Here is a 12,253-nt window from a genome sequence, read left to right as displayed (position 1 = left end):
TTAACGACCAAAAATAACGATCGAGATCATTAAATTTCCATGCAAATTGCCCGCATCGATAAAACAGCCCTGTTCGCCAAAGGTGAAGGCACCTAAAAACGGCACCGCTGGAATGGCGCTTTTGATCGACTCGACCACCTCCCCCATCTGCGCCTCGACTGTCAACATACAGCCGGCGCAGTAGATGACTAACGCGCCACTCGACCCCTCGGCAGCCATGTCGGCAATCGTTAACGCCTCATCGGCCACCCGTCCGGCTCGATGAATGAGAGACTCGCTAGAGCCCTCCATTAAAATTAGCTCCTCGCCCTCACTCATATCGGTAAAGAGCGCCAGCCCTCCTGCGGCAGTGATGCTCTCTGGGTGTGACAGTTTATAGCGCTGACTGCCATCTCCCCCCACCCGTCCTAACGGAAAGAGTGTGGTCTGCGACAGAATACTCCCCCCACCTTGGGCGATCACCTCATCGAGACGGTGGTCGATCCAACGGTTATAGACAGCGGCGGCGCACTGGTGATCGATCTCCCAAATTGTCCGCCCACTAGAGCGCGTCACCACACCGCGAAACGCTGTCGGATAGTAACCGCTGTGAAAGGCGAACGAGAGCTCCACCGAGGGATAGAACGCCGTCACCAATACCCCCTGCCGCTCTTGCTGCTGCTGGTTAAAGAGCGACCACCCCCCCGCCACACTATTATCGGCAGCGCTACCACCGGCGATCGGGGTCTGATCACCAATCACCTGCTGAATACCCATAATGACACTCTCCTCACAGCCGGGGGTGGCGCTCAACCAGACCAGTTCAGGGCTCTCCCCCTCCCGTTCGGCACCGGCAATGGCCGCCTCAATCGCCTGCCGTCCCCCCAACTCGCCACCGTCGGCCATCGGAACTAGGGCACTGCCGTAGCTCCCCTCTGGATCAGAGATAGCTAACACCGCGATTGCAGAACCCTGCTCGCTAAAGTAGCCCTGCTCGGTCATCACCCCTTGACAGGTGCTACAGCCATGAATCTGGCTCTTAGGATAGAGTTGAGTCAATACCTGCTGTAGCCGCGCCGGCGCATGATTTTCGGTGTAGTAACAGATAAGCAGATCCACACTATCCCCACCCCTCTGTTCGAGCTGGGCGACAATCTCTGCTATCGCCGCCTCGGTCTCCCCTTGCGTCGAAACGCCAGTACCCATTTTCATCCCCTATGCCTCCTTTAAGACTCTTAGCACAATAGTCAACGATTTATTGCTGGTAATCGCTCCCCATCCCGCCTCTACACGCGACCTAATAACCGATCTAGGACTCGGTAGAGCGCCTCAATATCGAGTGGTTTATCGAGGATCGCATCAGCTTTAGCATCCAGCCGATACGGCTCACTCAGCCCGGAGCAGAGTACCGTTTTTAAGCTCGGTTGCACCCCTTTTAGCCGCTCAATAAGCTCGGTTCCCTCCATCCCAAGCATCGACTGATCGGTAATCAATAGATCAAAAGGGGGTGGCTCGTTAAACAGCTCTAACGCCTCAAAACCGCTATGGCAGCAGACCACGCTTAAACCGTAGTCCCCTAAAATCTCTTCATAAAAGAGGGTCAATAGCTCCTCATCATCAACCACTAACACCCGTCCACTCAATCAAACGCTCCTGACTCTTCGTCTGCTACTAACGGCGGCGGCAGTACCGGAGCAAAGCTATTGATCACTACCGCCACACTGTCGCCATGGGAGATGACACAATCGGAGAGCTGACTCTCATCGATCTCGTTTGAAAGCATCAGGTCGCTCTCCTGCACCGTTATAGCATCAATAATCTCATCGATAGTGATGCCGATCTTCTGCTGCTGCTCCTCAATCACAAAGACCACCTCACGGCTATAGTCACTCACCTCTTGCCGCGCCTGCTCAAATAGCGCAATTAAGTCGGACAAGGTGGTATGGCGCGACTGTTCTATGAGCGTTAACGCCTGCTGCCGCGCCCCCTGCCGTAGCATGATCTCTACCTGCTTAGCTAGGGCATGAATCGCCTTATGGGGCCGATCGAACTGGCGAAGCACCTCCTCTAGGCGCGGGTTATCGGTCGTAAATCGGTCGTACCAGAGGCCAAATTCGCATTGATGGGGATCTGTTTGCAGCGTAAAGGGGCGCTGCTCAACCACCGAGTTCTCTAGCTCCTGTAACCAGTGACGGTGATCTTGCTCCCGCTCGGCCAATGTGCGGCACAACGAACGCTGGTTATCGCGATACGATGGTAGATGATTAAAGACCCGTAGATCGTAAATCGGGATAATTTCACCGCGAAAATTGACGATACCGCGCACATGTTTCAGGCTGTTAGGTAGTGTCGTCGGCTGGAGTTTATTCGATTCGGTGATTTCGATAATCATCTCAATCGGCAGAGCGTATTTAAACTCGGCAATACGGCAAACAAGATAGTCCCCTCTTCTCTCCATCACTCTAACTCACTATTTAACTGCTGTAATATCTCTAGCAACGCCTCACTGGCTTGTAGAAACTGCTCTAACTGTGCCGAAGAGAGCTTATCGGAGAGGTGACGGCTCTCAAACAGCTCTCGCGCTAGCTGGTGCACCTCATCGTGGCACCGTACCAACTCAATAAAAAGGCGGTGATCGGCCAACTGTTTTCTGCCGCTAACATCGAGCCAGCGCCCAACACGACACTGGTGCGGATCGAGTAGCGGGGGGTAGTAGAGGCTGTGGGGGCGATGCGTCAGCCACTGCTGAACTTCGCTAACCCAGCGGCGATGCTCCCGCTCCAGTAGTTTCAGGGTTAGCTCCTGCTCCGACCACTGCGCCTGCATAAACTCGTGCCAGCGACTTTCGGCGCGGTAGCTCTCGATCCAAGCCGCCACATCAGCCGCCGGCAGTGGCTGCGAAATGGCATACCCTTGGGCAATGTCACACCCCATCTGTAGCAGAAAACTACCCACCTCACCCAGCTCAACCCCCTCCGCCACGACTTGGCGACCGAAGGCGCGACTTAACCCTATCACACTCTCCACAATGGCCATATCTTCGGGGTCATTAATCATATTGCGAATAAACTGCTGATCTATTTTCAAAGCATCGACCGGCAGGCGCCGAAAATAGATCAGCGATGAGAAGCCGGTGCCAAAATCGTCGAGTGCAATCGTCATTCCCCGCGCCTGACACTGGCGAAATATCTCGCTAATCTTTTCGATATCCTCCAGCGCCGAGGTTTCGACGATCTCCAGCTCTAAGTAGTTAGCAACGCCTATCTCTTCTGCCTGCAGCAGGGTGTCGAGCTGGCGTATAAACCCCTTCTGCATGAGGGTCGCGCCATTCAGGTTAACACTCACCGGAACCATTAGCCCCTGCCGTTGCCACTGAACTAATTGTGCAATGGCCTGCTGTATCACCCACCAGTCGAGCTGCTGCTGTAGCAGATCCCCCTCTAGTTGGGGTAGAAACTGTAGCGGCAGCATGAGGCCATTTTCAGAGTGGTTCCAGCGAATCAGCGCCTCCATGCCGACCACCTCCTCGTGTCGCATATCGACCTTAGGCTGGTAGTAGAGCTCAAACTCGCCCCGCTGCAGCGCCTGTTCAGCTTGCCGCAATAGCTGCTGGCGCTCATCTTGCGACGATTCACGACACAGTTCATAGAACGCAAAGCCGTTACGACCGGCCATTTTGGCGCGATACATCGCCACATCGGCGTGACAGAGCAGGGCGTCGCTGCCACTATTATCCTCAGGATAGAAGGTAATGCCGATACTGCCGGAGACCGCCATCGACTGCCCTTCACTGACTATCGGTTCGCTAATGCGACGCAGCAGCCGCTGTATGATCTGTTCACACTCCTGCTTGGAGTCGAGATCGGTTAACAGCAGGACAAACTCATCCCCCCCTATACGGGCGACGGTATCCTCCTCTCGCAAAGTTAGCTTCAGCCGTGAGGCGATCTCGATTAAGACCCTATCCCCCTGATCGTGGCCATAGTGGTCGTTAATCGGCTTAAAGCCATCGAGATCGAGGTAGCAGACGGCCAAAAGCTGCCCCTTTCGCCGCATTCGAACCATCTCTTGTCGCAGTCGGTCGGCTAGCAGCACCCGATTAGGGAGTGAGGTGAGGGCATCAAAGTGGGCCATTAGCTCCAGCTTCTCTTGGTGACGCTTATTTTCGGTAATGTCGGTAAAGATGGCCAGATAGTAGCCCAGCCCCCCCTCGCTGCCGCTTAGGGTGGAGATACTCATTAAACAGGCGTAGAGTTCACCGGACTTTTTACGATTCCACAACTCGCCCTGCCAGTAGCCGCAGGTCTCAATGTCGCGCCACATTTTGCGATAGAACGGTGAGTCGTGGCGACCGGAGGCTAAGAGGCGTGGATTTTTGCCAATCGCATCGACGGCGCTGTAGCCGGTCACATGGCTAAAGGCGCTATTTACCTCAATAATGTTGCCGTTCGAATCGCAGATGATAATCCCCTCTTTCGCCTGCTCAAAAGCGAGCGAGGCGAGCCGTAATCGCTCCTCTGAGGCGATGCGGTGGGTCTCGTCCATCACATAGCCACGAAGTCGGCTCACTCGGCCATCGCTATCTTGCTCAACGACGGTAAAGTCATAAAGCCAGCGCACCTTGCCATCTTGGCGCACAATGCGGTAGCGCTGCTCCCAAGAGGGGTAGCCTGCGGCCAGATAGTGTTCCACCTCCGAGCCGACACGCGCCCCATCTTTAGGCGAGATTAATTGGCTAAAGGGGAACGATCCCTCAGTTAACGCCTCAAGACTATAGCCAAATAGATGAGTAGCGTTGGGCGAGGCGTAGAGGATCGGCCACTCCGGTTCGGGGAGCCAGATCAGCACCACCACCGGGCCACCGATGAAGAGATCGCGCTCGGCCTTCAGCGCCGCCTCAGCTAGATATTGCCGGGTGACATCGACAAATTGGGTTAAGAGTACCTGCCGCTGCTGTAGCGGTAACAGCGAAACGCTAAAGACACCGTGAATGTCACTGCCGTCACGATGTCGTATCGTCACCCTCACCCCGGTCACACTCCCCTGAGCCAACACCTGCTCAATGAGCTGTTGCCGCTGCTTAGGCTCTTTCCAGATACCTAACTCTAGCGAAGTTCGCCCTAGCGCCTCCTCGCTGCGATAACCGGTAGTCGAGCAGAAGGCCTCATTGACATCGAGGTAGCTACCGGTCTCAATATCGGTCATCGCCATCGCAACAGTACTGTGGTTAAACGCTTTGGCAAATCGCTCGTCTGAGGCGTTTTCTGGCGGGTTAGAGGGCATAAACTACCATTTAGAGGTCAGAAAATAGGGGCCGTATAGAGTAGCACTCTCTCTCAACAGCCCCAAGCGTAAACTCTCGTTATAGACCCAACTTTTGCACGGCACTTCGCAGTTGCGGCCACTCAAACGGCTTTGGTAGGGTCGCATCGGCCCCCATTAATACCGCCGAATCGAGGTTAAATGAGGCTTTAATCCCGCGACGCCCCCCCGACATGGCAATAATTTTGGTCGTCGGGTAGCTGCGTTTAATCTCAATCATCGTCTCTATGCCATCTTTGCCCGGCATGAGAATATCGATAATGGCTAGATCGAACCCTCCCCCCCGCATAGTTTTCAGCCCCTCCCCGCCATCACTTGCGATGGTCACCTGATGACCATCTTTGGTGAGCATCTGTCTGACCATATCACGCATACTCTGCTCATCATCCATCACGATTACTCTTGCCATAGCTAATTTAACTCCCGGGTTATGGTTTCAATAACGGCTTTTAGTCGGTCAAAATCGACCGGTTTATAGAGAATCTCTGCCACGCCGTACTCTCTCGCCGCCTGCTCACTCGCCTCATCGGGGTGACCGGTCCACATCAGCAGCGGCAGCTCTGGCTTTAGGCCGTGAACGCGCCTCACTAGCTCCACCCCATCGAGCTCTGGCATCTCGCGGTCGGTAATCAGTAGCGCGGCCTCCTCAGCGTAGAGCGTTCGTAGCGCCGACCAGGCGCTCGACTCCAGTGTCACCCGATAACCGGCCCCCTGCAATACCTCACCCGCTAGTTGTAGCATCGATAGCTCATCATCGACCACGACAAGATGGGCAGGCGTCGCTTGGCGCTCGCTAGCGACCCTCGGTGGGTCGGCTATCACCGGCGGCGGCTCTATCGCTGCCATCGCCCCCCCCTCCGATCCACACAGCGGAAACAGGAGCGTAAAGGTCGTCCCCCGACCCAACTGGGAGTCGATATCGACCGAGCCACGATAGCGGCGAATAATATCACTCACCACCGATAGACCCAACCCAGTCCCCTCCCCCTCCTCTTTGGTGGTGAAGAAGGGATCAAAGATCCGTTCGCGAATCTCAGCTGCGATACCAGGGCCACTATCGGCCACCTTTAGCATGACCGACTCCCCCTGTCGCGCCACACTCACCGTTAGCTGCCCCCCCTCTAGCTGCATCGCCTGTAGCGCGTTAACCGCCAGATTCATCACTAGCTGGGTCAGGTGGGTCGAGACCGCCCAGACGGTCAATGAGTCATCATTCGCGTCAATCTCAAACGCTATCCTGTGCGGATAGCTCCCGCGCAGTAGGCTTAAGGTCTCTCGAACTATTTTGGCTAGCGGTATCGCCTTGCGCACCCTCTCTCGCCCCGGACGGGAGAAGGCGAGAATCTGCTCGACTAGCTCACGCCCCCGCTCTGCCGCCGCGCGAATCTGCGCTAAGTTGTCACGATCCTCCTGCTGCCGCAACGACGCATTGAGCAGCGAGGCGTAACCTAAAATCATCCCCAGTACATTATTGAAGTCGTGCGAAATACCGGCCGCTAGCGTCCCGATCGCCTCTAGTCGCTGCGATTTTTGTTGTAGATCGCGCTCCATCGCCACCTTGTGGGTAATATCGCGCCCGACTAGCACAAAGTTGCTCAACTGTAGCTGGTGATCCCGTAGCGGAAAGAAGACGGTATCGGTGACATAGGGCTGCCCCTTCGCATCAACATGCTGTAGGCGTCGGCTAAAGCGCTCGGCCGACTCGATACTGCGCTGTAGTAGCTGCCGCTCTCCCACCTCTAGCCCGAGTAGTTCGACTAGCGCCATCTGTCGTGCCGCGCTGCGACGATAGCCGGTAATGTCACTAAAGGCACGATTGACATACTCGACTCTGCCAGCGCGATCGGTGAGTACCACCATCTCGTCCGACTGCTCGGTAATCGACTCCAAATTGGCTCGCTGCCGTCGCTGTAGCAGTTCGATATGGGCTCGAAAGGCGATACCATAGGCCATAATCATCTCATAGAGCAGCGCGGTCGAACTCTCAATAAGCTCAGCGACGCCTCCCCGCGCTCTTAACACCTGCTGCTCTAGCGCTAACTGATGCAGCTCAATCGCCTCCTCGGGAGGGACACCACGAGCCACCATCGCCCGCCCTAGCTCGGTCGCCTCCATCAGCGCCGTTTCACTCCCTTCGGCCAAAAATTGTTGCAAAATCTGGCAGTAGTGTTCCTGTTCAGCGGCAGTGATCGATTCGGAGGCCAGCGGGCTCATAGTAGGGTCACCATAGTTAGTTATCTTTGCTAATAGAGAAAAATTAGTCCATAATTAAACGGTGTCATCGGTCTAGGTGGCCGTTACATTATGGCTAACTGATTCAGGAGTCAATTTTTATGACGCAGCCTTTGACAGAACTTGCGGCCTTGATGTCCCATGCTCGACAACAGCTACAACAGGAGTGGATAGAGGCGGCACTGCTCTCTACCGGTAACCGGCTGTTAGAGTTGATGAGCCGTCAGGAGCTCAGTAACGAGACCTCCTCGCTGCTTAGTATCACGATTCGCAGCTTCGAGAGAGGCCAGATAGAGGATGTCGAACAGAATCACGAACTCTATCAGCTCCTACAGGAGATTAGCACTAGCCGCGTCTCGCGCGGGTTTAGCCCCACAGAGACCGCCTCTTTTATCTTTGTGCTTAAAGATGTCATACAAAGATTGCTCGACCGCCACTTTGAGACTAATCTGCCGCAGCTACTGCAGTTAAGTCGCACTATTCAGCGCCTAGTCGATCAGATGGGGCTAATTACCCTCGATATCTACTCTAAAAAACGGGAGGAGTTTATCCGTCAGCAATCGGAGAGCCTGCTCGAATTAGCCACACCGGTGATTAAGCTCTGGGATCAGGTGATTCTGCTCCCCCTAGTCGGGGTGGTCGATACCATTCGCGCCCAGCACATTATCGAATCGCTGTTAGAGAGCATCGTTGCTAACGAGGCCTCTATTGCTATTCTCGATGTCACCGGTGTACCGATTATCGACACCCAGGTCGGTCGCCACCTGATTAAGACCATTACCGCCGCCAGAATGCTCGGTGCGGAGGTGATTTTAACCGGTATTAGCCCGACCAATGCCCAAACCATGACCGAGTTAGGGGTCAATATGCAGAATATGACCACCAAAGGGAGCCTAAAGAGCGGCGTTAAGGAGGCCTTTACCCGCCTCGGTAAACATATCGGCAATGAGAGCCAATAAGCGTTCCTCTCCTACTGCCATGCCCCCTGTTACTGTTTAACTTGCCCAAGTCAGTCAGCCTATGCGAGTCCCTATTCTTAGAATCCGCCACCTGCTTTTAACCTCTATTCAGGTCGATCTTAACGATCAAGATCTCTCCCGTTTTCGGGAGGATATGTTAACGATGGTGCAGAACTACGATGCGAACGGTGCCGTCATCGATATTAGTGCGCTCGATGTGGTTGACTCCTACATGGCACGAATTTTAAGCGAAACGGCGCACATGATTAGCCTGCTCGGTTGTCGGGTAGTTATCTGCGGTATGCAGCCGGCTGTCGCCCTCACTCTAGTCGATATGGGGCGTGAGCTAGAGGGGGTCGAAACGGCGCTCAATCTCAACCACGGCTTAGAGAAGCTAGTAGGCAAAGAGCGGCTCGATAGCTTTCTAGCTCTCAAACCCAAACCGGCCGCGACGACAGACCCCACGCGACCGGCAGGGCTCCCTCGTCGATGAGGCTCTCTACCACACCACTCGATATCTTTAAAGTGACGATTGTCAAACCGGACGATATTATTCAGGCACGACAAGAGGGCCGCACCTTAGCCAAAAAGCTCGGTTTTAGAATTGTCGATCAGACTCGGCTCGCCACCGCGATTTCGGAGCTTGCCCGCAATATTCTCAACTATGCCGGTGAGGGGGTGTGCCATATCTGTAGCTATCGGGAGCAGAATCTGACCCATATCGAGATTGTCGCCGAAGATTTTGGCCCCGGGATTGCCGATATTGAACAGGCCATGCAAGATGGCTACAGCAGCGGCAACGGCCTCGGTGTCGGCCTACCCGGCACCCGACGGCTAGTCGATCAGTTCGAGATAGAGTCATCACCCGGCCATACCCGAGTGACGGCGATTATGAGTCGCGCCATTGGCCACTAACCGATGAGCGCCCCCCCTCCCTTCGACTATGTTGTCCGTATTGAGTACGATGTTGCACTAGTTCGCAATCGAGCTCTACAGATAGGGCGAGAGATGGGGCTACGAAATATCAGCCGCCACTCGGTAGCGACTATCGTCTCTGAACTGGCCTACAATTTAGTACTCCACACCGCCGGCTGCGGCGGCATCATCCATCTCATACCACTCTACCAGCCGCCCCGCAAGGGGGTGCGAGTCGAAGCGGTCGATCAAGGCCCTGGCATTGCCGATATTACCCTAGCGATGCAGGATGGCTACTCCACCTGCGGCGGCCTCGGCGGTGGACTTCCGGGGGTTAGGCGGCTGGCCGATGAGTTTACTATCGACTCCCAAAAGGGGGGAGAGACCCGCATTGAGGCTATTAAATGGGATCGCTAACCGATGCCTCCTCCTGCCATGGCCATGTTGTTATAAAAACTCGCCCCTATCCGGGGCAGATTCGGTGCGGTGATCAAGCCACGATAGTACACAGCGACCACACCACCTATCTGATTTTAGTCGATGGTCTAGGCCATGGCCCCGAAGCGGAGCGGGCGGCACTAGCGGCGATAGAGTGTAGCAAACATCATCTGCAGTGGCCGATGAGTGAGCGCTTTGCTGTCTGTAACGAGGCGCTGCGCTCAACCCGTGGCGTCGCGATGACCCAGATAGAGCTTAGTGATAATCGGGCGAGGATAGCCGGAGTGGGCAATGTGGTTGCCATTATCTACCCCCACGATAGTGACAGGCACCATATTTATGCCGATCCGGGTATTGTCGGCGGCGGCTACCACCACCTCCATATTCAAAACTTGACCCTACTCCCCGGTACACTGCTACTTCTTCATACCGATGGCATTAGTGAGCAGCTACAGCTCCCCCCCGGCCTCAGCTTCGATCCTAACTGTGGTGCCGAATTTGATTTTGAGTCGATTGCCGATCAGCTACTCAAGCAGTGGGGGCGCTCTACCGATGATGCCGGTCTGCTGCTCTACTATCACAATCCTGTGCTGTAGAAAAATAACGATCCTGCGACAATGGTTCGGCAGAATGTCAATGTCATGGCCATTCACCCCATTGGCCCGATTTGGGTTCGTAGGGGCACCTTAAAAGAGCTGAATTTGTGGCAGCGCCTCCTCAGCGCTATTGCTGTCACCCGCACTCTGGCCTGAACTCGTTACATGGCGCTGCTCATTTTGGCGATATCTCTGCGCCATCTGCTCTATCTCTTGCAACACTGCGGTAAGCTGACCAAACTGCTGATCATGGAGTAGCTGCCGTATCGCATCGAGCTGGGCTATCGCCTCACCATTGGCCTCGTTCAGCCGTTCAATTCGCTGCCGCACCACATCCTGATACTGAATCGAACCGAGCATATCGACAATCCCCTCGGCTAATCTGACATTATGCTCGGTGCTGACCGTTAGCAGCGTCTTATAGAATTGACGCATATCCTCATAACTCTCGTAGAGCTTATGGATAAAGGTGTTTACCCCAGCTGCCTGCTGTAGCTCATCCACCGCATTCACATCCTGCTTACTGAGGCTCTCACTCACAACTCTGTGAGCCGATTTAATCCGCTGCTCAATCTCATCAGCCGCTTCAGCTGACTTTTTGGCTAACTGCCGCACCTCACTAGCCACGACGGCAAATCCCCGCCCCGAGTCGCCCGCCCGCGCCGCCTCAATCGCGGCATTCAGCGCTAACAGGTTGGTCTGTTCACTAATCTCTTTGATGGTGTTGATCATGCCGCTGAGATTAGAGACCTCCTGCATCAAGTTCTGCACGGCGGCATGATCCTGCTCTAACTGCGCCGGCAGTTGGGTGATATAGTCGGCAATCTTTTTAATGCTTTCGGTATTTTTCTGAATCTCCCCCTGCATATCGGCCGCATCAAAATCGGAACCACTTAGGTAATCAACCAGCTTTTGGGCGGTCTGATCCAGCTCTCGGGTGCGATTGACCATATCGATGGCCGAGGCTTCGGTATCACTGGCAATACGGTTCAGCGGTGTCTCATATTCGATCAAGATATTGCGAAAAGCACCAATCATCTCAGTCAGATCCTGTAGCGCTAGCTCCAACTGCGCCTGACGCATCATCCCTTCGCTGCTCATAATAAAAAACTGACTACCGCTCTTATGGCGCTGATAGGAGATAAGGTAGAAACCGACTGTGGCAAAGAGTCCGAAAATCACGCCAAGAGCCATTAATACAAACGCATGTGTTGCGCCGGCAGAGAAGGAGCCGATCCCCTCAAGTGCAATCAGCCAGCCATGGATCGCATAGACGACAATCCAGTAGGGGATAATCGCCGCTAGCGATACCAAAATAAAACTTTTGGTGACCGCAGTGGAGTAGCGAAGGGTACTTTTATGATCTAGGCTTCGAGTCCCCTTATCACTGCTATTGAGATTTGCCACAGCCACGCTCTCCTCTTCTAAGCACCTGGGACAACTTGTTTTACCACCTGTAGTAGCTGTGCTGAATTGACCGGTTTGACCAGCCAGCCGGTTGCGCCAGCCTTTTTGCCCTCATCCCGCATCGACTGCTGCGATTCGGTCGTTAACACCAGCATCGGCGTAAAGCGCATGCCGGGGAGCTTTTTCGCCTCCCGTACCAGTTCAATGCCGTTCATTAGCGGCATATTGACATCGGTAATCACTAAATTGGGCTTTAGCCCCGATTGTAGTTTGGTCAGCGCCTCCTTGCCATTGGAGGCCTTTTCAACCTTAAAGCCAGCCTTAGTTAAAATATCGCCCATACTCAACAGTATTGTCGAGGAGTCATCGACCAGTAGTATTGTCTTCATCAGTACTTATCCTAAA

At 54.5% G+C, this 12,253-nt stretch carries 13 protein-coding genes; 5 read left to right on the top strand and 8 right to left on the bottom strand.

Annotated elements, in window-relative coordinates:
• The 6 genes from D5085_12035 to D5085_12010 form a co-directional block, all read right to left on the bottom strand.
• Positions 1-1,191 (bottom strand): hypothetical protein, encoded by a 1,191-nt coding sequence (locus tag D5085_12035; protein ID QEP43787.1) that lies wholly within the window; start codon positions 1,189-1,191, stop codon positions 1-3.
• A 74-nt stretch (positions 1,192-1,265) separates the two neighbouring features.
• Positions 1,266-1,622 carry a response regulator gene (locus tag D5085_12030; protein ID QEP43786.1) on the bottom strand — a complete coding sequence of 119 codons (357 nt, stop codon included), beginning with the start codon at positions 1,620-1,622 and terminating at the stop codon, positions 1,266-1,268.
• Positions 1,619-2,437, bottom strand: coding sequence for a hypothetical protein (locus D5085_12025; protein QEP43785.1), 819 nt, complete (start codon positions 2,435-2,437; stop codon positions 1,619-1,621). Before D5085_12025 ends, D5085_12030 begins: the two co-directional genes overlap by 4 nt.
• Positions 2,437-5,262: an EAL domain-containing protein gene (locus D5085_12020; GenBank protein QEP43784.1), complete on the bottom strand. Its 2,826-nt coding sequence runs from the start codon at positions 5,260-5,262 to the stop codon at positions 2,437-2,439. Before D5085_12020 ends, D5085_12025 begins: the two co-directional genes overlap by 1 nt.
• A 79-nt stretch (positions 5,263-5,341) precedes the next feature.
• Positions 5,342-5,710, bottom strand: coding sequence for a response regulator (locus D5085_12015; protein QEP43783.1), 369 nt, complete (start codon positions 5,708-5,710; stop codon positions 5,342-5,344).
• A gap of 2 nt (positions 5,711-5,712) precedes the next feature.
• Positions 5,713-7,515, bottom strand: a complete 1,803-nt coding sequence (locus D5085_12010) for a response regulator (GenBank protein QEP43782.1) — start codon at positions 7,513-7,515, stop codon at positions 5,713-5,715.
• Positions 7,516-7,634: 119 nt separating this feature from the next.
• On the opposite strand from D5085_12010, the gene D5085_12005 reads away from it, so the two are divergent.
• From D5085_12005 to D5085_11985, 5 genes are all read left to right on the top strand, one after another.
• The gene (locus D5085_12005) at positions 7,635-8,492 is read left to right on the top strand and encodes an STAS domain-containing protein (GenBank protein ID QEP43781.1); all 858 of its coding nucleotides are present in this window, start codon (positions 7,635-7,637) and stop codon (positions 8,490-8,492) included.
• A 61-nt stretch (positions 8,493-8,553) separates the two neighbouring features.
• Positions 8,554-8,985, top strand: coding sequence for an STAS domain-containing protein (locus D5085_12000; GenBank protein ID QEP43780.1), 432 nt, complete (start codon positions 8,554-8,556; stop codon positions 8,983-8,985).
• Entirely contained in the window at positions 8,982-9,407 is a 426-nt protein-coding gene (locus tag D5085_11995; GenBank protein ID QEP43779.1) for an anti-sigma regulatory factor, read from the top strand. Before D5085_12000 ends, D5085_11995 begins: the two co-directional genes overlap by 4 nt.
• Before the next feature lie 3 nt (positions 9,408-9,410).
• The gene (locus D5085_11990) at positions 9,411-9,824 is read left to right on the top strand and encodes an anti-sigma regulatory factor (GenBank protein ID QEP43778.1); all 414 of its coding nucleotides are present in this window, start codon (positions 9,411-9,413) and stop codon (positions 9,822-9,824) included.
• Entirely contained in the window at positions 9,812-10,441 is a 630-nt protein-coding gene (locus tag D5085_11985) for a hypothetical protein (protein ID QEP43777.1), read from the top strand. The genes D5085_11990 and D5085_11985 overlap by 13 nt, the downstream gene beginning before the upstream one ends.
• A 90-nt stretch (positions 10,442-10,531) precedes the next feature.
• Here the strand turns inward: D5085_11985 and D5085_11980 are convergent, their stop codons facing one another.
• Positions 10,532-11,848 (bottom strand): hypothetical protein, encoded by a 1,317-nt coding sequence (locus D5085_11980; GenBank protein QEP43776.1) that lies wholly within the window; start codon positions 11,846-11,848, stop codon positions 10,532-10,534.
• 17 nt (positions 11,849-11,865) lie between these two features.
• Positions 11,866-12,237 carry a response regulator gene (locus D5085_11975; GenBank protein ID QEP43775.1) on the bottom strand — a complete coding sequence of 124 codons (372 nt, stop codon included), beginning with the start codon at positions 12,235-12,237 and terminating at the stop codon, positions 11,866-11,868.
• Between the last annotated feature and the right edge of the window lie 16 nt (positions 12,238-12,253).

The sequence above is a fragment of the Ectothiorhodospiraceae bacterium BW-2 genome (assembly GCA_008375315.1).
Lineage (GTDB): Bacteria > Pseudomonadota > Gammaproteobacteria > Thiohalomonadales > Thiohalomonadaceae > BW-2.
Note: the sequence above shows the minus strand (reverse complement) of the source record. Positions and strands in the feature narration are given on the sequence as shown.